This is a genomic window from Zarconia sp., from assembly GCF_057467645.1.
Genome location: NZ_JBRJXU010000056.1, coordinates 43,585 through 64,390, shown reverse-complemented (window position 1 = coordinate 64,390; position 20,806 = coordinate 43,585). Strand labels below are relative to the sequence as shown.

Sequence of the window (20,806 nt, the reverse complement as noted above, 5' to 3'; positions counted from 1 at the left end):
CGCGAGATTTGACGTCAGTTCGTTCCAATTTCTGAGAGCAAGACCACGTTCTTGGGTTTTTCGTTGAACACCTTGAACAGCTTCTGCTCTTGGGGGGTAGAGGTGAGGAATAATTCGTAAGCCTTCTGAAGTTCGGTGCGATACCGGTTCAGTTGCTCTTCCTGACTCAAATCGGTGGATGTCGCCGAGGCAGTGCGAATGAGCTGGGAGAACTTCTGCAAAATATGCAGGCGGTTGACGCTCACCACTTGAGGATCGTAGGGCAGCTCGAAAAACTCGAAATACTCCTCGGCATTCACGAGGCGATTGAAATCAGCTAAGGTTCGGTTCATTTGTTTTGCTCCCATGTTTTGAGCTGTTGTTTCAAATCCCGCAGTTGGCAATAGATGTTGTAGGTTCTTGCAGCCGCATCCGGTAACTTTTCCAGGTCTGTCGGCAACCCTTCAGCGATGTCGTGCAAATCCATCTTCATTTGACCGGCTTTGCTGTTGAGCTTCTTGATTTTGACTTTGAGTTCGTCAAGGTCTGTGGTTTGAGTTTCTGTCGCTTGAGTCATGGCAATTTTGTGTCGAGATAGTTTGCTCTCGGGAGCTTCGGGGGCTTCGGGAGCTTTGGGAGCTTTGGGAGCTTCGGGGGCTAAATTCTCCCTTGTCCCCTTGTCCCCTTGTCCCCTTGTCTCCTTGTCCCCTTGTCCCCTTGTCCCCTTGTCCCCTTGTCCCCCTGCTCCCCCTAAAGGCGACCGACTTCGGGATAGCGATTGGCCAGGTCGATTCCTTTGCTCACGAGTTTTTCACCCTCTTGGGCGAGTTTTTCAAAGGAGTTGAACCCGAATCGTTGCGCGTCTCGGAGGGTGCGGGAAACGAGCAACAGACGACCGGAGAAGACCAACGCCCAGCCGAAGCCTTCGTGGCTCAAATCGATCACCACTTGACTGAGGAGACCGGTTTCTTGTTCGATGCGAACGGCGATCGCCCGGTAAAATGCCAGAATGCGACCCTGGGTTATCGGTTCGACTTCCCCATCCACGGAGATTTCCCGTTTCTGAGCGCGGCTGAGGATGTAGGGTTTCAACAGTAGCTCGTCACTCCAGTTGCGATAGGTTCCGTAGGCATCGTTGGCGCGAATTTGCCCAACGATCGCTTTTAAGAACGGCGACTCGATGACGTCGATGGATACCGATGGGGTTGCGGGGTTGGTTGTGGTTGCGGTCATTGAGACGATCTCCTATTTGAGGTGATAAAAATTTTGAATGCTGGCAGGGGTATTACCCTGACCAGATGAACGGGACAGAGCGCAAGAACGGTTAAATGAGAACTTCTTCCTCTTGCGGCTCTTCAATCTCTTGGGCAAATCGATCGAATCGGTCTTCCGACTGGCTCGCTCCCCGTCCCAGGGCTTTTCGCAGCCAGGGTGGGGGACTGCCCTGAAGCATTTCCACGAGGATACCGAGCACGTCGCCGATGCGATCGGATTCCGATTCGGCCCGTAGCGGTGTAATGTTAGCGGCGAGCAAGCGCTTAGCAGCACTGCCCCCAATAGCGGACACGTAAACGATCGCGCAATCGGCGAGGGCGGCGACTTTCGGGACTAATTTGTCTTCGTTGCCGTCTTCTTGCAGGTTCCCGGAAAATTCGATGGTTTCGAGGAATTCAAACCCGGTTGATGTCACATCGTAAACGTCTACGGTTTTCGCGGAACCGAAATGGGCGTTGATATAAACGGAATCTCGGGTTGCAAATGCAATTTTCATGACTGTTCTCCTTGGAACGAAATCGAGTGGTCTCAGTCGAGTTCGCCGCGACTCCATTGCTTCACTTGCTCGTGGGAGGAAGCTTCTTCGACCTCCATCAACAGATTGCCGATGTTAAAGAGCAGCTCGGTGGTGCCTCGGTAGCCGATACCGCACCGCAGTCCGTTGCCCAATCGATCGAAGACGGGGAAACCCATCCGATAGAGGGGGATGCCCAACCGACGGGCGATCGCGGCGGCGTTGGAGTTGGCAATCAGTAAATCGGAGCCGTTTGCCAAATTCTCGAAGTCTTCTAAATCGCCGATGGTGACGGTCTCGACTGGTAAATGCTTTAAGAGCGGGGATTTGGTGGTGGTGACGGCGGCGTGAATTTTCACCCCCATGGAATCGAGCCACCATGCCGTTGAATAGAGCAAGTCCGGTTCGAGGGCGAGGGAAACTCGCTTGCGGCCGAAGTAGAAGTGGGTATCGAGAATCGCGTCCTGGAGTTGGCGGCGCTGGTGTCGGTACTTGGCCGGAACGGGATAGCCACTAATTTCCGACAATTGCTGCAAAAAGCGATCGACGGCTTCCAAACCGGTGAGGCGATCGAACACGTCGTATCCGGTGCCGAATCGCTGTTGGAGAATCTCGGCGGCCATGCGCATGCTCTCCCCCAGGGCGATGGTGAAGGCGGAGCGGCTCAAGGTCTGTAACTGAGCCAGAGTGGTTCCGCCAGAGGTGGTGGCACGGTAGTCATCCCCCAGGTGACCGTCTAAGGATAGAGAAATATCCGGGACGACGATCGGTTTCAACTCGAAAGCTGAGAGGATTTCTTTGATTTCCTCCAAATCCCCCGGAGTCAGGGACGGACCGGCGAGAATCGTCACCTGGGATGGCAGTCCGGCGATCGGGTAGTTGTAGCCACCGTACTCTCGAGCGCGATCGATTTCTTCTTCTCCGCTGGGGGGAATATCCCGGACGATCGCTTCGACAGCCGCCGCGTAGCCATCTTGTAGGGCGCCTTTATAATCTGGCGTTGAGGCGAAGGCGATCGGGAAATGTTTGAGTTGCGGGTTTTGTTTGCGAATGCTCTTGAGGATGCCGTTCATGTCATCCCCGCGGGTTTCCGTTAACCCGGTGGTACACAAGCCGATGATTTCCGGTTTTGATTTCTCCAGCAGGGTGAGGATGGCCGTCTCGATATTATCTTCCCCCCCGAGAATGGTAGCCACCTCCGTCATCGCCGTGGTGGAGAGGGGAATCGCTTCTCGGAAATGGCGCACCAGCATCACCTTGGCAAAAGCCGTGCAGCCCTGGGAACCGTGGAATAGGGGCATCACCCCCTTCAGACCCAGAAATGCCAAGGCCGCCCCCAGGGGTTGGCTTTGTTTGAGGGGATTGACGGCAACGGACTTTTTCCGGGCGATGGCTTTGGTCGTCGGGAGACCCGGCGATGGTTGAACCGCTTCTTCAGGGCGATCGCGCCGCCGTTCCCAAGGCGCAATTTTTCGCACTTGCGCCCAAATCGGACTGTGGAGTGCTTCGTCGAGTTCTCGAGCCATTTCCACCATGCCGACGTACCCCGCATAAGGATGGTGGCGCTCTTGGTTGATGTCGAGGAAGGGGATGCGAGCCTTGAGGGCGGTATATTGGTTCCGTCCCCCGGCAATCAGCATATCGGCACGGGTCTCGGCGATGACTTTGAGCAGTTGCTCGGCGTTGCCTTTCTCCAAGGTGACCCCATCTTTGCCTAGGAGCGCTTTGATGCGGGCTTTATCTTCCTCAGTACTTTTCTTGGTACTGGTCGCCACCACCTGAATCCCCAGGTCTTTGGCAGCGGAAATCACCGACCAGCTTTTCACCCCACCGGTGTAGAGAACCACCCGTTTCCCCTGGAGGCGCTGACGATAGGGGGCGAGATTCTGGTTCAACTTCGCCGTCTCTTCGGCAATCAGTGCCTCCACCCGTTCCTGTAATGCGGGGTCGCCTAATTTGAGGGCGATATTTCGCAGGCAGCGATTCATATCGTCAACGCCGTAAAACGACTCTTCAATGTAGGGAATGCCGTAGCGTTCTTCCATCTTCCGCGCCATGTTAATCAGGGCTTTCGAGCAGATGGTGACGTTGAGTTTGGCGCGATGGGCGTAAGCCACTTCCCGATAGCGAGCGTCTCCGGTAATTTTGGAGAGCACCCGAATCCCCAATTTCTCAAATAGCGGCAGGACGCCCCACATCTCTCCGGCAATGTTGTATTCGCCGATGAGGTTGATATCGTAGGGGGTGGTGTAGTCCGGTTCCGCCGTGCCGACGACGTATTCCAGAAGCGCCTCGCCCCCCACTCGATTCCCCAGGTTCTTGCTGCCGATAAATCCCGGCGAATTTACGGGAATCACGGGAATTTCCGCTTTCCCAGACGCCGCTTGACACACCGCATCCAAGTCGTCCCCAATTAAGGCGGTGACGCAGGTGGAGTAGACGAAAACCGCTGCGGGATTGTAGCGTTGCTTGACCTCCAGGATGGCTTTATAAAGACGTTTTTCACCCCCAAAAATCACATCATTTTCGTTGAGATCCGTGGTGAAACCCATTTTATAGAGCATCGGTCCCGAGGACAGGCTGCCGCGACTGCCCCAAGAGTTCCCGGCACAGGCAATCGGTCCGTGTACCAGGTGCGCCACATCGGCGATCGGCACCAGGGCAATACTGGCCCCATCGAAGGCGCATCCACCTTGAGCGGCTCCGGGTTGGGCAACCTGGGTACAGGACTGATTTTTACCTTTACCGTTCTTTTTATGGTTGTGTTCGCAACCGGGTTCGCTGAGGAGTTCGTTGATTTTACCTTGAGTAATTTTCATGGCAGTTTCGGGGGCTTTGCTTTGGGAGGCGTCTGTAGGGGCACAAGCATTTGGGCGATCGATGATGGGTTAAACAAAATCTGATATATCCAAATGCGCGCGCCCTCCTTGGAGGCTTTAGGAGCTTTGAGGGCTTCGGAGGCTTCGGGAGAAAAAGACTGGTACCGCTCGAACTGTCCTAATTTCAATGGATATCGCGATCGACAGACCGCTGTTCGGGATACACTCAAACCCTCATTCTTTGGTGGAACGACCCTCAAACGTTGTTTGAAGTGGTTTGAATCCGAACTCGCGTTTTCAAGGTCTTCGTGGCAATATGCATTTAGGTGAGGACATCTCCAGAAGCGACAAGCCAGATAGAGCAAGGCTTTTATCGCTAAATACTGAATGGTGAATGCGATATCGCTGACCGCTGAGGGCCAATTACCGAACTAGCAAATATATCGATCGACATCCACTTCGCACACATCGCTCAAATAAGCCAGCGCCCGCAAGCGCAGACCCACGAGTTCGTTGTAAAAGGGGTTGAGTTTGCACAGGGGAGGAATGTGAAACAGCTTGCGTCCGAAGAGGGTCACGTTGCGCTCGAAAGGACATTCGCAGGGAATCAACCGACAGATGAGATGGGCAAATCGGGTGTTATCCACTCGAATGCTGTCGAACCAGTGACGAATGGGTTGGAGAAGACCCTTTCTCGGAGTTGGAAAGCGATCGAGGTTGGGGGATTTGGTAATCGTAGTCATGGCTGTTTCTTTCACAAGTAATAAGTTGAAAGTAATAAGTAATAAGTTTGAAATCGGCTTCAAATCGGAGGATTCAACAAACGAATGGGGTTTGAATTGTTACTTAACGAACTCAGAGGCGCAGATTCTGTTTGATTCGGGCTTCACCGATACGACTTATTACTGATTACTTATTACTTCAGCCCGACGGGCTTTGGTTAGGGGGAATGTCTGTAGCAGTCGGAGAATTAGGACATCGCGAGGGCGAGCTGGCAATCGTGGTGGCAGAAAGATTTCTGTCGGATCGCATCAATGTCCTAAGCTGACTGGCAACTGTTAGAAAAAAGGGAAGGGGTGAGAGGGTTGCAAGGGTTGAGGTAGCCCGGTTGCAGCATCAAACTGGTGCTTGAAGAACCCTGGATACCTCACCCATCGCTTTCCCACCCCTCCCCAGGTCCTCCCTTAGCAAATCGAGCGATCGCACTTAGCGAATCAAATCGTAGGAAATATCGGTTTTCGACGGAACGATGGTATTGCGGTCTAACTCATCCAGGACGCTGTTCGCGATCCAGGTCAGCAGGTTGAGGGCACCGGAATAACCGATCGTGGAGTAGCGGTGGAGGTGGTGGCGATCGAAAATTGGATAGCCGATCCGAATTAGAGGAGTGCCCGTATCGCGCCAGAGGTACTTCCCGTAGGAATTGCCGATCAGGAAATCGACGGGTTCGGTAAACAGGAGCGATCGCATGTGCCACAGGTCTTTCTTGCCCCACACCGTCGCCCCTTGACCGAAGGGACTCGATTCCAGCAGTGCCTTGGCTTCTGCCTCAAATTCCGGGTTGCTGTTGGTGACCAGTACGTGGACGGGTTCGACCCCCACTTCCAACAGGAATTGCAGCAGACCCATGACCAGGTCGGGGTCGCCGTACAATGCTGCCTTTTTGCCGTGCAGCCATGCTTGAGTGTCGGTAATGGCATCCACGGCGCGACCCCGTTCGAGTTCGAGTTCGGCGGGAATCGGATTGCCGGTGGCTTCCGAGAGGGCCATGAGGAACTCGTCGGTTCCTTTGATGCCCCAAGGTCGAGACACCGATGTTTGCTGACCCCATTCTTTTTTGATGTAATCGCGAGTTTTGACCGTAGAGTAAGCTTGCAAGGAGATAGTCGCCTCGGCGTTAATCGAATCGGCGGCCTCTTCGAGGGGCGTCCCCCCTTGATACATCTGGAACTCACCCGTGGCGGGGGAATCGAGATAGAGTTCGTTATCGCCGAGAATCGTGGTATCGACTCCCATGGCTGCTGTCAGATGCTTCAACTCCCGCAGGTTGCCCATGTAGGTTTCAAAGCCGGGGATAAAATTAATCTTGCCGTTAGTGGTTTCGGCTTTCTTACCCTCGGTGAGGTTCGACAGAATCCCCTTCATCATGTTGTCGTAGCCGGTGATGTGGGAACCGACGAAACTGGGGGTGTGAGCGTAGGGAACGGGGAATTCCGCCGGAATCGACCCTTCGTTTTTGGAGTTGGTAATGAACGCACCCAAGTCATCACCGATCACCTCTGCCATGCAGGTGGTGCAGACGGCAATCATTTTGGGTTTGTAGAGGGCGTAGCTATTCGCCAAGCCGTCTATCATGTTCTTGAGTCCCCCGAAGACGGCCGCATCTTCGGTCATGGAGCTGGAAACCGCACTGAAGGGTTCTTTAAAGTGGCGGGTAAAGTGCGTCCGGAAATAGGCGACGCAACCTTGAGAACCGTGAACGAAGGGCAGCGTGCTTTCAAAGCCAACGGCCGCCAGAATCGCACCCAAGGGCTGACAAGCTTTCGCCGGATTCACCGTCAGGGCTTTGCGAGCGAAGTTCTTTTCCCGATATTCCCAAGTCTTCGTCCATTCTGCCGCTTCGGTCACGGCCTCGGAAGGGGGAACCCCTTCAAATTCGCGCTTGCGCTCGAAGAGTTCCTGGTACTCGGGCTGTTGGAACAACTCCGCATGGTCTTTGATATTCTCTACATTCTGAGCCATGATTTATCTCCTCTGGTGTGGGATAGGTTGGGCTGGCGTTTTTGGGAGTTTGGAGGCTTGGAAGTTTGAGGCTTCGGGGGCTTCGGGGGCTTCGGGGGCTTCGGGAGCTTCGGGAGCTTCGGGGGCGTCGGAGGCGTCGGAGGCTTGGAAGTTTGAGGCTTCGGGGGCTTCGGGGGCTTCGGGGGCTTTGGGAGCTAAATTCTCCCTTGTCTCCTTGTCTCCTTGTCCCCTTGTCTCCTTGTCTCCTTGTCTCCTTGTCTCCTTGTCTCCTTGTCCCCTTGTCTCCCCATCCCCCCCGAGCGATTACTGCTTCCAGGGGGCTGCCATCAAACCCCAGGTGGGGCTGTTGAGTGCTAAGTCCATGTCGCGGGCGAAGATGTCGAATCCGTCGTAGCCGTGGTAGGGACCGGAGTAATCCCAGGAGTGCATCTGGCGGAAGGGAAGTCCCATTTTCTGGAAGACGTATTTCTCTTTAATGCCCGAAGCCACTAAATCCGGCTTCAGGGCTTTGACGAATTGCTCGAACTCGTAGCCGCTGACGTCGTCGTAGATGAGGGTACTGTCTTCGACGTAGTGGGTGGTGCGCTTGTAGTCGTCGTTGTGACCGAATTCGTAACCGGTACCGACCACTTCCATACCCAAGTCGTAGAAGGCGGGAACGACGTGGCGAGGACGCAAGCCGCCAACCATCATCACCACTTTTTTCCCTTCCAAGCGGGGGCGATATTTGGCAATGACCGCATCGGCTTGGGCTTGGTACTGGGCGATGACTTTTTCCGCGTTTTCCTGAATGGTTTCATCGAAGCGGGCGGCGATCGTCCGCAGGGATTCGGCAATTTTCGTCGGACCGAAGAAGTTATACTCCAACCAGGGAATCCCGTATTTCTCTTCCATGTGGCGGCTGATGTAGTTCATCGAACGGTAGCAGTGAACTAAATTCAGCTTCACCAAGGGCGTGAGCATCATTTCGTTGAGGGTGCCGTCTCCAGACCACTGGGCAACCACCCGCAAACCGATTTCTTCGAGCAGGATGCGCGAAGACCAGGCATCTCCACCGATGTTGTAGTCGCCAATCACGGCAACGTCGTAGGGGCCGGGTTCGTAGCCGAGTTCGTCTTTCTTCTCGTCGGCTTTGGAGAAGACCCAATCCCGTACCGCGTCGTTGGCGATGTGGTGACCGAGGGATTGAGAGACGCCCCGGAATCCTTCGCAGCGCACGGGAACGACGGTTTTACCGTGCTCTTTGGTCTTCTTGCGGGCAACGGCTTCGATATCATCCCCAATTAACCCGATGGGACATTCCGACTGAATCGATACGCCGCCGTTGAGGGGAAATAGCTCTTCAATTTCATCGATCAGCTTGGCGAGTTTTTTATCTCCCCCGAAGACGATATCTCGCTCTTGGAAATCGGAGGTGAATTGCATGGTGCCGAAGGTATCGATACCCGTCGTGCCGATGTAGTAGTTGCGACGACCGGACCAGGAGTAATACCCGCAACCCACGGGTCCGTGGGAGATATGAATCATATCTTTGACCGGACCCCAAACCACCCCTTTCGAGCCGGCGTAGGCACAGCCTCGGGTGGTCATTACACCGGGAATCGATTTTTTGTTGGAGCGAACGCCGCAGTCGGATTTGCCTTCTTCGTAGACATTGAGGTGCTTCGCCCGGTTCTTTTTGGCTTTCTCCGGGTAGGCGGCGAGTACCTCCTGGATTAGGGCTTTGTTTTCTTCTACAGTGGTTGCCATGATGTCCTCTCAGTCAGGATTAGGGATGTTGGGAAAAATCGAGCCGGAAGGATGAAGGGAACGGGAGACTCGAACCTCGGGGGAGAATGGGGGCGAACCCAGGGGCGATATCGATCGCAGTCGGTGAGTTGCGCCGTTGACCTTCATCCTGCTGCCAGGGTGTTAAGCGGCTCTTAGGCGGTGGTTAACGCTTTGGCTTTGTCGGCTTCGAGTACTTTCTGGTACTCTTCTTCTCCGCCGAGGAGACCGAAGTCCACCAGCAGTTCTTCGAGTTCGTCCATGGTGATGGGGGTGGGAATCACCAAGTTGGTGTTTTCCTCGATCTTGCGAGCCAAGGTCCGGTACTCATCGGCTTGGGGGTGAGTGGGATTGTGCTCGATGACGGTCATCCGACGCAGTTCCGCTTCTTGGACGGACTTGTCGCGGGGGACGAAGTGAATCATCTGGGTGCCGAGGCGACGGGCCAATTCTTCAATCAGCTCGACTTCCCGATCGACTTTGCGGCTGTTGCAAATCAAACCGCCCAAGCGGACGCCGCCGGAGTGGGCGTACTTGAGAATGCCGCGAGCGATGTTGTTGGCGGCGTACATCGCCATCATTTCCCCGGAGGTGACGATGTAGATTTCTTGGGCTTTACCTTCCCGGATGGGCATGGCGAAACCCCCGCAAACCACGTCCCCGAGTACGTCGTAGGATACGAAATCGAGGTCTTCGTAAGCGCCTTCTTCTTCGAGGAAGTTGATGGCGGTGATGATACCCCGACCGGCACAACCCACGCCGGGTTCGGGACCGCCGGACTCGACGCAGCGGACGTTTTTGTAACCGGTGAGCAGCACTTCATCGAGTTCGAGGTCTTCGACGGAACCCCGTTCGGCCGCCAGGTGCAGAATGGTGGTTTGGGCTTTGGTGTGCAGCATCAAGCGGGTTGAGTCGGCTTTGGGGTCGCAACCGACGATCATGACGCGGCTGGTGTCTGCGAGGGCAGCAATGGTGTTTTGAGAGGTGGTGGATTTACCGATTCCGCCTTTTCCGTAAAATGCAATCTGACGCATGGATTTTTTCTCCTGAATAGGTAGGTTTGAATTGGACGATTGAGGTCGAGGGTTGTCAGGTTTATCGGGAACTGAATGCGGTAAAACCAAGAACCCTTAACCTGCCGCATTTACGGGGGCGATCGTCCAAGAGGAATCACAAACACGAGTAAAGTCATAATCGATTGGGGAGTAGAGAGGGCGGCTGTAGGGGCATAAGCATTTGAGCGATAAATGAGGGGGCAAACGTTACCTGACATATCCAAATGCTTTGCCCTCCGCAGGGGGGTTTGCCCGGATTTAGACCGATACGGCTTCCACCACTAGGGTGGGGGTAATGCGTTCTTTGAGCCGTGCTTCGATGGCGTACTTAATGGTGTCGGTACTGCTCGAACAGGAACCGCACGCCCCTTGCAGGTTCACTTGAACCCGATCTCCGTCGACGTCGTACAGCTCGACATCACCACCGTCAGCCAGCAGCACCGGTCGCACTTCTTCATCGAGAACTCGTTGAATTAGGGCAATTTTTTGTACGGTGGTTAGGGGAGCCTGGGGCGCGTTGGTCTCGGATGTGGCGATTTCGGCAGCCATCTTCGAGGGCATGGCTTCGCGCTCTTCCTGGACGGCGAGGATGAGATCTTCGATATTCGCCAGACAGGAACCGCAACCGCCACCGGCTTTGACGTAGTTGGTGACTTGCTCGACGGTGGTGAGATCGTTCTCGATAATCACCCGACGGATGCGGTTATCGCTGATGCCGAAGCAAGTACAGATGAGGGCACCTTCATCGTCGTCGTCGTGGGCTTCGACTTCGATGCCGCGATATTTGTAGATGGCCGCTTCGAGGGCTTCTTGACCCATCACCGAACAGTGCATTTTGGCTTCGGGCAAACCTCCGAGATACTCGGCAATCTCTTGATTGGTAATCTCGAGCGCTTCATCGAGGGTTTTGCCTTTGACGATTTCCGTTAACGCCGAGGATGAGGCGATCGCGCTCGTGCAACCGAAGGTCTGGAAGCGGGAGTCGAGAATCGTGTCGCTGGCTTCGAGAATTTTGAGGTGCAGGCGGAGGGCATCGCCACAAGCAATGCTGCCGACTTCGCCGAAGACAACGGCAATACCAGGTTCGTTTGGATCTTCGATCGCGCCTTGGTTTTGGGGATGATAGAACAGGTCTAATACTTTTTCTGAATAGTCCCACATGGTCTTAGGGGGGTGTTGTTGAGTAATTGATTTGGGGTCTTGGGGTATTGAGGAGGCAGGGTCTGTAGGGGCACAAGCATTTGGGCGATTAATCTTGGTTGCCACGAAACCTGAAAAATCCAAATGCTTTGCCCTCCTTGGAGGCAGAGGAAAATTCCCCATCTCCGCGTCACCGCGTCACCGCGTCCCATCCCCTCATCAGCCTTGGCTGCCGATGGAGGCGACTTCTCGACCTTGCAACCAGTCGGCTTCGTCGCTGTTGAAGGGGGATAGGGCCCGCAGGCGATCGACGATTTCGGGCATCACCTCAAGAACGCGATCGACTTCAGCTTCGGTGGTGAACCGGGAAAGGCTAAACCGAATGGAACCGTGGAGAATGGTGTAGGGAATGCCCATGGCTCGCAACACGTGGGAGGGTTCGAGAGAACCGGAGGTGCAGGCAGAACCAGAGGAGGCGCAGATGCCTTCTTTGTCGAGCATCAAGAGAATGGCTTCCCCTTCGATGTACTTAAAGCCGATATTCGTGGTGTTGGGGAGTCTCTGGGTGGGATGCCCGTTCACTTCAATGTCGCTGATGCGATCGAACAATCCCCGTTCGAGGCGATCGCGCAGTTTCCGTTCTCGATCGACGTTTTGGAAATGCAATCGAGCTAATTCTGCGGCTTTACCCAACCCGATGATGCCGGGAACGTTCTCGGTACCCGCTCTGCGTCCCCGTTCTTGGTGACCGCCGATGAGGAAGGGACGGAAGCGGAACCCGCGCCGCACGTAGAGAGCACCCACGCCTTTGGGAGCGTGCAGTTTATGACCCGAGAGGGTGAGCAAGTCGATGGTACTGGTGCTCAGGTCGATGGGAACTTTGCCCACCGCTTGGACGGCATCGACGTGGAAGGTGGCCCCGTACTCTTTGGCGATCGCTCCCACGTCCTCGATGGGGAAAATCGTGCCGGTTTCGTTGTTGGCGTACATCATCGTCACCAGGGCCGTACCGCCGGTGATGGCCGCTTCTAGCTCGGTGATGTCGAGCTGTCCCTGACGGTTCACCGATAAATAGGTAATGCTATATCCCTTTTTCTCTAAGTGCTTGCAAACATTGAGAACGGCGGGGTGTTCGACTTCGGTGGTAATAATATGTCTTTTATCGGGTTGGGCGCTTAGAGCCGCGTGAATGGCGGTATTATTTCCTTCGCTGCCGCAACTGGTAAAGATAATTTCCGAATCTTCCGCGCCCAGAAGCCGGGCAACTTGCGATCGAGCGTTCTGCACTGCCGCACCCACCTGCCCGCCAAAACGATGCATGGATGAAGGATTGCCGTAAAAGTCTCGCAGGTAGGGCAGCATCGCGTCTACAACGGCCCGATCGATTCGGGTTGTGGCGTTGTTGTCAAGGTAAATACAAGTCGACATAAGAATTCTTGGTGATGGATGAAGGGCTGTGGTTTTGGAAAGTTCTGGGAGGCTTGGGGAGCTTGGGGAGCTTGGGGAGTTTGAGGGGCTTTGGGAGTTTGGGGAGTTTGAGGGGCAACGAGTGCTTCGGAGGCTTCGGGGGCTTTGGGAGCTAAATTCTCCCTTGTCTCCTTGTCTCCTTGTCTCCTTGTCCCCTTGTCCCCTTGTCCCCTTGTCTCCTTGTCCCCTTCTCCCCCTCACCGCGCAGAGACTGCATCCGCTCGGGATTGGAGCTGTTTGGAGAGGGTTTTGGAGTAGGAATCGAACCAGCGACGCCAGTATTCCGATTGCTGCTTTGCTTTCAGGCGAGCCACCATGCGGTTGTAAGTGGCAAACCAAGCCTCCCAGTAGTCCGATGACGTTTCGGATGCAGAGGTCAGTTCAACTGCCGTCACACCAGCGGTAAACGGGATACAGCCTTCGTTGGTGGGGCAAGTCGCCCAGCATTGGGGAACGCTGTAGTGACCGACGCAGCTATTGCAACGATTGGGATCGATCCAATAGGTTGACTCGTTGCGTTGAATGGCGTGGGTGGGACAGATAGACAGGCAGCGATCGCAGCTAATACATTGACTGGTAATGGTATAAGTCATGGTTCGACTCCGATTTTTGAGGGTTCAAAATCTCGAGGGGGGTTCGCCGCGGCGGGTCCATCTCACTTGTTAACCGATAACCCGCCAGTCCTCATGACTCATGCCTGGGCCGTCTGGACGTACCCGTCGTAGAACTCTCTAGCCACTTTCTCGATGACATCGTAGGCTTCCACGACCCGAACTCCTGCTTTTTCGAGTTCTTTTTGGGGGCAAGGACCGACTTTCGATGCGAGTACGGCTTTGCAGTCGGCGACAGTGCTAATAATCCCTTCGAGGGTCGCTTCTTCGCCGTAACCCCCCTGGCAGTAATGGGCGACTTTACGGTGACCGACGAACCGCGCTTCGTTGGCATCCACTTCGTAAATCATGAATTCTTTGGCATGACCGAAGTGCTGGTTGACCAGTCCGCCTCCCTTGGTGGCAACGGCTACCAGAATCTTGGGACTGTTGGCGACTTTGGCGGTGGATTTCGTTTTCGCCTTGGCTGAGGCGAGTTCGGCTTTGAATTGAGCGATGCCGGCGTGAACTTCTTGGCGCGTTTCCAGGTTGTATTCTGGCGGCATCTCCATGAATTTCGCTTTGGTGAATTCTTGCGATCGATCTTCACCCAGGAGTCCGACGGCATCGGCTCGACATTGGCGACAGTGCCGCATCATTTTCATGTTGCCGGAACAGTCATCTTGAAGCGCTTTCAGCTCTTTGGCTGTGGGTCCGCGCTGACCGGTGAGACCGAAGTGGGTTCCATGTTCGGGGGCGGAAATCAGCGGCATGATGTTATGGAGGAAGGCACCGTGCTGGCGAATGACGTTATCGACTTCCACCAGATGCTTGTCGTTAATCCCTGGAATCATCACCGAGTTGACTTTGCACAGGATGTCGGCTTCCCGCAGTGCCTGGAGTCCTTCCATTTGTCGCTCGTGCAGAATCCGAGCGGCCTCAATCCCCCGGTAACGCTTGCGGCGATAGTGAACCCAGGGGTAAATTTTCTCGCCAATTTCCGGGTCAACCATATTAATGGTGATGGTGACGTGATCGACGTTGAGAGCCTTGATGCGATCGATATAATCCGGTAACATCAGCCCGTTGGTGGACAAGCACAGCTTGATGTCGGGGGCCTTGTCTGCAATCAATTCAAAGGTGCGGAAGGTTTTCTCGGGATTAGCTAGGGGGTCTCCAGGACCGGCAATCCCCAAAACCGTCATCTGGGGAATCTTACCGGCCACGACGAGCACTTTATGAGCCGCTTCTTCCGGGGTGAGCAGTTCGCTCACGACACCGGGTCTACTCTCGTTCGCACAGTCATATTTGCGATTGCAGTAGTTGCACTGAATGTTGCAAGCAGGCGCAACGGCAACGTGCATTCGAGCATAGTGATGATGGGCTTCTTCGCTGTAGCAGGGATGTTTTTCAATCCGCGCCCGCATTTTTTCATCTAAGCTCTGAGTCGTCGTGCTATTGGAACTGCAACCGCAACTCCCTTTAGACTTTTTAGCGACTTTTGGCGTTGCTTTGACTGGTGCGGTGGTTTTTGTTGTTTCAATTGGCGTTGCCTTCGCCACAGGTGCAGATAACAATGCGGATTGTGGTGGTGGTGTCATTGAAAAATTCCAGATTCAAAACAACTCACCCTCGTCTGTGAAGAAATACAAGTGACGCAAACCGCATTTAATGCTCGATCTTATTGAAGAATAAAGTCTCGTCTACCTCGAGAACCTGCCTACGCAGACTAGAGAACCCTCAATTTATCAACATAAATCTATTGGGTTGATTAACGTTCGAGCGTATCGACGGGACTGAGGCTAACTGGGCTTGCGTACTTGCTTGGCCTCCATCCACTTAACCCGAGAAGAAGAACTGTTTTAAAAACTCAAGTTTCAAACTAAAGTTCCGCTGTTCCGAGTTCCGTGTTTGACGTTAGGGATAGGGAAGTTATAGCAGTCCCTGGAAAACTGGATTTCGATCGAGTCCCCGATAGAATTTATTGAGATAATTAGACTTGTACTCAATGCCCCAAACCCCGATATCATCAACCTCAAAACTTTTTTTTGGGTCGGGGTGCGAGTATTTTTCGATCGGGGTCTAGGTATTTTTAGGGATGGGTACGGCTATTTGTGTACTCAACTCAAATCTATATTGGGTAAGGTATTTGGGCGTTTTTGAGTGAATGGGTGACGATCGAGTGTAAGTACTCAAAATGGCGACGATCGCCTAAAATTGGGGTCGAAGATGAAGCGATATCGAGACCTAAATTTTTTGTCTGTATCTAATTTATCATTTATCTCTCAATTTTCAACCCAAGGGCGATTTCGATTCGGAGAACTCGAAAGAAGGGCGAGTGCGCTCCCAAGAAGAAGATGAGGTCGGAGGTGAGATAAAGCTCAACCTTCTTTCTGTATAAAATATATCATTTCTTATCGCAAATATTTATGAAATAATGACTTTTTGAAAAAATTGAGTTAGAATCCGATCGGCATCTTAAATAAACACTTCCAATCCTCGAAAAATTACCAATTTGAGTACATCCAAACGGACTTTTAACTGACGATAATTTTCAACCTTAGCCCTCATGAATCAAGGCTTAAGGTTGAGTGCATCATTACAAGTCCCCCCTGCAAGAAATACTCGTCCCTGGGTTCGAAAATACTCGCACCCCCGCCCAAATTTTTGTTGCCAATCGCTGAATTTGGGAGGGTTGAGCCGTTGAGTACAACCGTTAATACTTCTAGTAATTCCGATCGAGCGCCGTTGCCGTCCCCCTACAAAAGGTAACTGGTATAAGCATTAGCAACGATTTTGCTAGCTACCCCAACTCGCGATGCTACGGTCTACTCCCCGCTCGCCCATCCCTGTTGATGCGCACCAACCCGATCCCATCTCCTCAGAGGGGTCTGCCGATTCTTCCCAAACCCGATCGCAACCCTTCTGGCGCGATGGGATCGATCGACTCAAGCAATCTGTACGAAACACCCCCCTTTGGGAAGACCTGCGCGTCATTTTCGAGCGCGATCCGGCCGCTCGCAGTTGGCTGGAAGTTCTCTGTTGCTACCCTGGCTTTCACGCCCTAGCCTGCCACCGTCTGGCTCACCGATTGGATCGGGCAAAGCTGCCTTTTTTCCCCCGACTGATTTCTCATATCGCCCGGTTTCTCACCGGGATCGAAATTCACCCCGGCGCGCAAATCGGTCGCGGTGTGGTCATCGACCATGGCATGGGGGTTGTGATTGGCGAAACGGCCATCGTCGGCGACTACACCCTTATTTATCAGGGTGTCACCCTCGGCGGTACGGGGAAAGAACTGGGTAAGCGCCATCCCAGCGTCGGGGAACGGGTGGTTGTCGGTGCGGGGGCCAAAGTTCTGGGCAATATTCAGATTGGCGACGGCGCGCGCATTGGTGCGGGTTCGATCGTCCTGCGGGATGTCCCGGCCCACTGCACGGCCGTCGGCGTACCCGGTCGTAACATCTGTCGATCGAACGTCGGCACCTGCCCCCTCGAACACGGTGAAATTCCCGATGCCGAAGCCACCGCCATCCGCGCCTTACTCGATCGTATCGAACACCTCGAAGCCGCACTGCAGACCTTAAAAACTGATATTCGTTCAGCCCCTTTACTCGATCGCCTCAGGGTCTGAGTCGGGAGCTTTTGGGGGACAAGGGGACAAGGGAGAATTTAGCGCTCGTTGCCCCCAAAAACCCCAAAATTCCCGAAGCCCCGAAGACCCACAAGTATCACGAAAAACTCATCCACTCGGAGTCAAAGTTATGGAAGAAAATCCTCATGTCAATGTATCCCAGGGGCAGGTCATCGCCATTCCCCGCAGCACTCGCTGGTGCATTCACCGCCGGCTGCAAGAGTTGCACATCCCCTGTGCCTGCCCCACCGATGGTTCGTTGCGAGTCGATGTGAATCACGGTCTGGCGTTGATTCTCGTGCGCAGTACCGTGCAGCAGTTTATCGCCTCGCGCCAGGAACTGGTGACCTGGTTGGAGCGCTGCTGGTCGACTCGAATTCCTTGCAAGCAAAACCACTGAGATTTTCAAACATTCTCGAAATCTCCGATTTTAACGTGAGGCACGGGTTCAGCCGCAGGTGGTCAATGCCACGATCGCATCACCTTTCTTTACTCAATTCTTTCAATTCAAAGGAAACGACAAATGACACAATCACAGGCAACAGTACAAGCATTCGGTCAAGTTGGCGAGAATCCCGTGGGAATCGATCGCGGCGTGACGGTTCCCGTGTGCGAAGGCTTAAATCTGGTTTACGCCAGTTTTCAGGCTCTGTACTTGCAATATCAAAAACACCATTTCGTGGTGGAAGGTGCTGAATTCTACTCCCTGCACGAGTTTTTTCAAGAAGGCTACGAAGCAGTTAAAAATCACGCTCACGACCTTGCCGAACGCATGAACGGTCTGGGGGGTATTCCTGCCGGTACGTTTGCCACTATGGCTCAACTGTGTAGTTTCACCCCCGAACCCGATGGCGCGTTTACCAGCCGCCAGATGGTGGAAAACGACTTGCAAGCCGAACAAAGCATTATCGAGCTCATTCGCCGTCAAGCCGCCCAAGCGGAGAGTGTGGGCGATCGCGCCACCCGCTATCTGTACGAGCAAATTTTACTCGCGACCGAAGAACGCGCGTTCCACCTCGACCACTTCCTGACAACAGACAGTTTAGTGACCTCGTTTATCGGTAGTTAGGGGAAATGGGAGCAAGATGCTCCCACTCTGGGGAAACGGGAGCAAGATGCTCCCACTCTCGATAAACATCTCCGAAAACGGAACCCGAAAAACCCATGCAACTAGACGAACTAGAGTTAGATCTGCCCCCAGCCTTTGACATCGGTCAAAAAGTTCGGGTGTGCAAGTTGATTCGCAACGATGGCACGTTCCCCGGTCAAGATATTGGCGCACCGCTGGCGAAGAAGGGCGATATCGGTTACATCGTCAGCATCGGGACGTACCTACAGACCTCTTATATTTACGCGGTACATTTTCTCGAAACCGGGAATCTGGTGGGCTGTCGCAAGAGAGAACTCGAATTGATGGAGGAAGCACGATGAAGGTGATGTTACGGCATAACGACGCGGGTCAGCTCTTGGCTTACGTCGCCAAAAAAGACCTCGAAGAAGAGGTGGTTGAAGAAACGAAATCGGGGGAGAACACCGTTTTTACCCTTGCCAACGGTTGGGAACTGGCGATCGCCGGTGCTCTCGAATCGCTGCAATTGCCTCAAACGGTGGAGGCGAGGCGATTGTCTTGAGGACGGGAGATATATAGCTATATGCAGTCGTGTTAGGACACAAGTGACCGTGGCAGGGGAGCAGGCAATCGCGGTGGGAGCTGGGGGAGAGTTAATGGACGAGCGGACAATTAGCAATACATCAATTGAGACGATCTTCACACTCTCCCTTGTCTCCCTTGTCTCCCTTGTCTCCCCCTCCCCCTCTCCCTTGTCTCCCCATCTCCCCATCTCCCCATCACCGCGTCCGTCAAATACTGTCCGCGCACATTTTAAATCGAGCTTGGAGTCATTCAATGGTGGATATCGATAATCGACAATCTTGGGACTTTCGCTTTGAGGGTCGCTTTCTGGGATTTTCAGGTGGCAAACCAGCCAAGCCCAAATACCTTCTGTTGGGATTCTCCCAGGAAAAGGTAGACATCGAATTACCCAAGGAATTACGAGCTTCCCTACATTCAATCTTGCAACTGGGCGATCGAGTGCGGGTTGAGGGTCGAGGTCAAGTCGATCGCGCGACGGGGAAATTGAAGCTCACAGCCCAACGCGCGCGCTCTGTGGGGGTGGATTCTTCCGATTCCCAGACGCGGACGATGGCAACCCCATCCATCCCCCCCCAAGCCAAAATTCTGGTGTGTCAGAAGTCGAAATGTGCCAAGAACGGCGGCAAGCAATTGATGCGATCGCTCGTCATTGCCTTGCGCGACCTGAATTTGCAGCAACAGGTCAAAATCGAGGGCACGGGGTGTCTGAAAGATTGCTCGCGATCGCCCAATTTCATCATCATGCCGGGAAAACACCGTTACCGCAAAGCTCGCCCTCAGATGGCTCGGGCTTTGTTGGAGGAGTATTACATCCAGCTCGGTTAACCACTGGCAACGATTCGATCGAATGCATCGGTTGAAAATGCTCGCATCGCCGCGCGCACCCTCTCCACGTCAGCATCATGTCGCGATCGATACCGCAATCTCGAAACGAACTGGATTTAGCAGTCTAAAACATTGAGGAGAAATTGATGAAAATTGCCATCTCCAAAGAAATCGAATTTGGCGAACGCCGCGTCGCCATCACCCCTGCAATTGCCTCTCGCTTGGTCGATCTCGGTCTTGAGGTTTGGGTTGAAGCGGGAGCGGGGGAAAATGCTTTTTTCGGCGATACCGATTATATGGCCGCTGGGGCGATCGCGATTTCCGATCCGGCTCAACTCTGGGGGGAAGCGGATATCGTCCTCAAAATTCGTCCGCCTCAAGTTCGCAATGGCTATCCGGAAGTAAACTGGCTCAAACCGGGGGCGACGTTCATCTCTTTCCTCGACCCTTTGGGCGCTCCCGAGGCGATCGAATTGCTCGCCCAGCGACAGGTGACGGCTTTGAGTATGGAATTGATTCCCCGTACCAGTCGCGCCCAGAGTATGGACGCGCTCTCGTCTCAGGCTTCCCTGGCTGGATACAAAGCCATCTTACTGGCTGCGGCCGCACTGCCGGGGATTTTCCCGATGATGACCACGGCTGCGGGGACGATTCCCCCAGCGAAGGTTCTCGTCATTGGGGCCGGGGTTGCCGGATTGCAGGCGATCGCCACCGCACGGCGCCTAGGGGCCACCATCGAAGCCTTCGATATCCGTCCGGCGGTGAAGGAGGAGGTGCAGAGTTTGGGGGCGAAATTTATTGACGTGTCGTTGGCGGAAGAAACGGCTACCGCGGGGGGCTATGCCAAGGAAGTCACCCAAACCAGCCAGGAACGAATTCAAGAAATTCTCACCCAGCACGTTCGCCAAGCGGATATCGTCGTCACCACTGCCCAAGTTCCGGGTAAAAAAGCGCCGGTTATTGTCACGGAAGCGATGGTAGACGCCATGAAAGCGGGTTCGGTCATTGTCGATCTCGCTGCCGAACAGGGGGGCAACTGCGCCTATACCCAACCCGGCCGCGATATCTGTCAGCCCAACGGCGTGACCATTATCGGTCCGATTAACCTACCCGCATCGATGGCCGTTCAAGCCAGCCAGCTTTACGCCAAGAATCTCCTGTCTTTGCTAAAACTGCTGGTGAAAGATAACGCCTTCAACCTCAATTTCGAGGACAACATTATCGATAGTGCTTGCGTCACCCACGATGGTGAGATTCGCAACGAACGGGTGAAACAGGCTCTGTCGATGGCAACGCTGTAATTGGGACAAGGGGACAAGGGGACAAGGGGACAAGGGGACAAGGG

General features: G+C 54.0%; 21 protein-coding genes. 7 read left to right on the top strand and 14 right to left on the bottom strand.

Going from position 1 to position 20,806, the window contains the following annotated elements; all coding sequences use genetic code 11:
• Positions 1-14 precede the first annotated feature (14 nt).
• The 14 genes from nifW to nifB all read right to left on the bottom strand — a co-directional run bounded on the left by nifW (position 15) and on the right by nifB (position 14,949).
• On the bottom strand, positions 15-332 hold the full coding sequence (gene nifW, locus AC2215_RS08210) for a nitrogenase-stabilizing/protective protein NifW (RefSeq protein WP_486809484.1): 318 nt from the start codon (positions 330-332) through the stop codon (positions 15-17).
• Positions 329-556, bottom strand: coding sequence for a CCE_0567 family metalloprotein (locus AC2215_RS08205; protein ID WP_486809483.1), 228 nt, complete (start codon positions 554-556; stop codon positions 329-331). The genes nifW and AC2215_RS08205 overlap by 4 nt, the downstream gene beginning before the upstream one ends.
• Positions 557-729: 173 nt before the next feature.
• Positions 730-1,212, bottom strand: a complete 483-nt coding sequence (locus AC2215_RS08200) for a NifX-associated nitrogen fixation protein (RefSeq protein WP_486809482.1) — start codon at positions 1,210-1,212, stop codon at positions 730-732.
• A 91-nt stretch (positions 1,213-1,303) separates the two neighbouring features.
• A complete protein-coding gene (gene nifX / locus AC2215_RS08195; RefSeq protein ID WP_486809481.1) occupies positions 1,304-1,750 on the bottom strand; it encodes a nitrogen fixation protein NifX in 447 nt (148 codons plus the stop codon).
• 32 nt (positions 1,751-1,782) lie between these two features.
• A complete protein-coding gene (locus AC2215_RS08190; RefSeq protein WP_486809480.1) occupies positions 1,783-4,587 on the bottom strand; it encodes a bifunctional nitrogenase iron-molybdenum cofactor biosynthesis protein NifEN in 2,805 nt (934 codons plus the stop codon).
• On the bottom strand, positions 4,584-4,775 hold the full coding sequence (locus AC2215_RS08185; protein WP_486809479.1) for a hypothetical protein: 192 nt from the start codon (positions 4,773-4,775) through the stop codon (positions 4,584-4,586). The genes AC2215_RS08190 and AC2215_RS08185 overlap by 4 nt, the downstream gene beginning before the upstream one ends.
• A gap of 243 nt (positions 4,776-5,018) precedes the next feature.
• Positions 5,019-5,330, bottom strand: a complete 312-nt coding sequence (locus AC2215_RS08180) for a Mo-dependent nitrogenase C-terminal domain-containing protein (protein ID WP_486809478.1) — start codon at positions 5,328-5,330, stop codon at positions 5,019-5,021.
• Between the two features lie 463 nt (positions 5,331-5,793).
• Positions 5,794-7,329 (bottom strand): nitrogenase molybdenum-iron protein subunit beta, encoded by a 1,536-nt coding sequence (nifK, locus tag AC2215_RS08175; RefSeq protein ID WP_486809477.1) that lies wholly within the window; start codon positions 7,327-7,329, stop codon positions 5,794-5,796.
• A 303-nt stretch (positions 7,330-7,632) separates the two neighbouring features.
• Positions 7,633-9,078, bottom strand: coding sequence for a nitrogenase molybdenum-iron protein alpha chain (gene nifD / locus AC2215_RS08170; protein ID WP_486809476.1), 1,446 nt, complete (start codon positions 9,076-9,078; stop codon positions 7,633-7,635).
• 173 nt (positions 9,079-9,251) lie between these two features.
• Positions 9,252-10,130, bottom strand: a complete 879-nt coding sequence (gene nifH / locus AC2215_RS08165; protein ID WP_486809475.1) for a nitrogenase iron protein — start codon at positions 10,128-10,130, stop codon at positions 9,252-9,254.
• 279 nt (positions 10,131-10,409) lie between these two features.
• Complete coding sequence (gene nifU, locus AC2215_RS08160; protein ID WP_486809474.1) at positions 10,410-11,312, bottom strand: Fe-S cluster assembly protein NifU; 903 nt, start codon at positions 11,310-11,312, stop codon at positions 10,410-10,412.
• Positions 11,313-11,510: 198 nt separating this feature from the next.
• Positions 11,511-12,719: a cysteine desulfurase NifS gene (gene nifS / locus AC2215_RS08155; protein ID WP_486809473.1), complete on the bottom strand. Its 1,209-nt coding sequence runs from the start codon at positions 12,717-12,719 to the stop codon at positions 11,511-11,513.
• Positions 12,720-12,955: 236 nt separating this feature from the next.
• Positions 12,956-13,351 carry a 4Fe-4S binding protein gene (locus AC2215_RS08150; RefSeq protein ID WP_486809472.1) on the bottom strand — a complete coding sequence of 132 codons (396 nt, stop codon included), beginning with the start codon at positions 13,349-13,351 and terminating at the stop codon, positions 12,956-12,958.
• 98 nt (positions 13,352-13,449) lie between these two features.
• Entirely contained in the window at positions 13,450-14,949 is a 1,500-nt protein-coding gene (gene nifB, locus AC2215_RS08145) for a nitrogenase cofactor biosynthesis protein NifB (protein ID WP_486809471.1), read from the bottom strand.
• 1,217 nt (positions 14,950-16,166) lie between these two features.
• Here nifB and cysE point away from each other — a divergent pair.
• The 7 genes from cysE (at position 16,167) to AC2215_RS08110 (ending at position 20,762) form a co-directional block, all read left to right on the top strand.
• Positions 16,167-16,982: a serine O-acetyltransferase gene (cysE, locus tag AC2215_RS08140; RefSeq protein ID WP_486809470.1), complete on the top strand. Its 816-nt coding sequence runs from the start codon at positions 16,167-16,169 to the stop codon at positions 16,980-16,982.
• Between the two features lie 130 nt (positions 16,983-17,112).
• Positions 17,113-17,382 (top strand): Asr1405/Asl0597 family protein, encoded by a 270-nt coding sequence (locus AC2215_RS08135; RefSeq protein WP_486809469.1) that lies wholly within the window; start codon positions 17,113-17,115, stop codon positions 17,380-17,382.
• Positions 17,383-17,505: 123 nt separating this feature from the next.
• Positions 17,506-18,051 (top strand): DNA starvation/stress protection protein DpsA, encoded by a 546-nt coding sequence (gene dpsA, locus AC2215_RS08130; RefSeq protein WP_486809468.1) that lies wholly within the window; start codon positions 17,506-17,508, stop codon positions 18,049-18,051.
• 95 nt (positions 18,052-18,146) lie between these two features.
• Positions 18,147-18,413 (top strand): nitrogen fixation protein NifZ, encoded by a 267-nt coding sequence (locus AC2215_RS08125; RefSeq protein WP_486809467.1) that lies wholly within the window; start codon positions 18,147-18,149, stop codon positions 18,411-18,413.
• Positions 18,410-18,613, top strand: a complete 204-nt coding sequence (gene nifT / locus AC2215_RS08120; protein WP_486809466.1) for a putative nitrogen fixation protein NifT — start codon at positions 18,410-18,412, stop codon at positions 18,611-18,613. Before AC2215_RS08125 ends, nifT begins: the two co-directional genes overlap by 4 nt.
• Before the next feature lie 275 nt (positions 18,614-18,888).
• The gene (locus AC2215_RS08115; RefSeq protein ID WP_486809465.1) at positions 18,889-19,461 is read left to right on the top strand and encodes a (2Fe-2S) ferredoxin domain-containing protein; all 573 of its coding nucleotides are present in this window, start codon (positions 18,889-18,891) and stop codon (positions 19,459-19,461) included.
• A 146-nt stretch (positions 19,462-19,607) separates the two neighbouring features.
• On the top strand, positions 19,608-20,762 hold the full coding sequence (locus tag AC2215_RS08110; protein ID WP_486809464.1) for a Re/Si-specific NAD(P)(+) transhydrogenase subunit alpha: 1,155 nt from the start codon (positions 19,608-19,610) through the stop codon (positions 20,760-20,762).
• Positions 20,763-20,806: the final 44 nt, after the last annotated feature.

What these genes read in the sequence shown, in the direction of transcription:
- AC2215_RS08205 (WP_486809483.1), bottom strand. Translation starts at nt 556, where the DNA reads ATGACTCAAGCGACAGAAACTCAAACCACAGACCTTGACGAACTCAAA.
- AC2215_RS08190 (WP_486809480.1), bottom strand. Translation starts at nt 4,587, where the DNA reads ATGAAAATTACTCAAGGTAAAATCAACGAACTCCTCAGCGAACCCGGT.
- nifX (WP_486809481.1), bottom strand. Translation starts at nt 1,750, where the DNA reads ATGAAAATTGCATTTGCAACCCGAGATTCCGTTTATATCAACGCCCAT.
- AC2215_RS08200 (WP_486809482.1), bottom strand. Translation starts at nt 1,212, where the DNA reads ATGACCGCAACCACAACCAACCCCGCAACCCCATCGGTATCCATCGAC.
- nifB (WP_486809471.1), bottom strand. Translation starts at nt 14,949, where the DNA reads ATGACACCACCACCACAATCCGCATTGTTATCTGCACCTGTGGCGAAG.
- nifS (WP_486809473.1), bottom strand. Translation starts at nt 12,719, where the DNA reads ATGTCGACTTGTATTTACCTTGACAACAACGCCACAACCCGAATCGAT.
- nifH (WP_486809475.1), bottom strand. Translation starts at nt 10,130, where the DNA reads ATGCGTCAGATTGCATTTTACGGAAAAGGCGGAATCGGTAAATCCACC.
- AC2215_RS08150 (WP_486809472.1), bottom strand. Translation starts at nt 13,351, where the DNA reads ATGACTTATACCATTACCAGTCAATGTATTAGCTGCGATCGCTGCCTG.
- dpsA (WP_486809468.1), top strand. Translation starts at nt 17,506, where the DNA reads ATGACACAATCACAGGCAACAGTACAAGCATTCGGTCAAGTTGGCGAG.
- AC2215_RS08110 (WP_486809464.1), top strand. Translation starts at nt 19,608, where the DNA reads ATGAAAATTGCCATCTCCAAAGAAATCGAATTTGGCGAACGCCGCGTC.
- nifW (WP_486809484.1), bottom strand. Translation starts at nt 332, where the DNA reads ATGAACCGAACCTTAGCTGATTTCAATCGCCTCGTGAATGCCGAGGAG.
- AC2215_RS08115 (WP_486809465.1), top strand. Translation starts at nt 18,889, where the DNA reads ATGGTGGATATCGATAATCGACAATCTTGGGACTTTCGCTTTGAGGGT.
- cysE (WP_486809470.1), top strand. Translation starts at nt 16,167, where the DNA reads ATGCTACGGTCTACTCCCCGCTCGCCCATCCCTGTTGATGCGCACCAA.
- AC2215_RS08125 (WP_486809467.1), top strand. Translation starts at nt 18,147, where the DNA reads ATGCAACTAGACGAACTAGAGTTAGATCTGCCCCCAGCCTTTGACATC.
- nifT (WP_486809466.1), top strand. Translation starts at nt 18,410, where the DNA reads ATGAAGGTGATGTTACGGCATAACGACGCGGGTCAGCTCTTGGCTTAC.
- AC2215_RS08135 (WP_486809469.1), top strand. Translation starts at nt 17,113, where the DNA reads ATGGAAGAAAATCCTCATGTCAATGTATCCCAGGGGCAGGTCATCGCC.
- nifD (WP_486809476.1), bottom strand. Translation starts at nt 9,078, where the DNA reads ATGGCAACCACTGTAGAAGAAAACAAAGCCCTAATCCAGGAGGTACTC.
- nifK (WP_486809477.1), bottom strand. Translation starts at nt 7,329, where the DNA reads ATGGCTCAGAATGTAGAGAATATCAAAGACCATGCGGAGTTGTTCCAA.
- nifU (WP_486809474.1), bottom strand. Translation starts at nt 11,312, where the DNA reads ATGTGGGACTATTCAGAAAAAGTATTAGACCTGTTCTATCATCCCCAA.
- AC2215_RS08180 (WP_486809478.1), bottom strand. Translation starts at nt 5,330, where the DNA reads ATGACTACGATTACCAAATCCCCCAACCTCGATCGCTTTCCAACTCCG.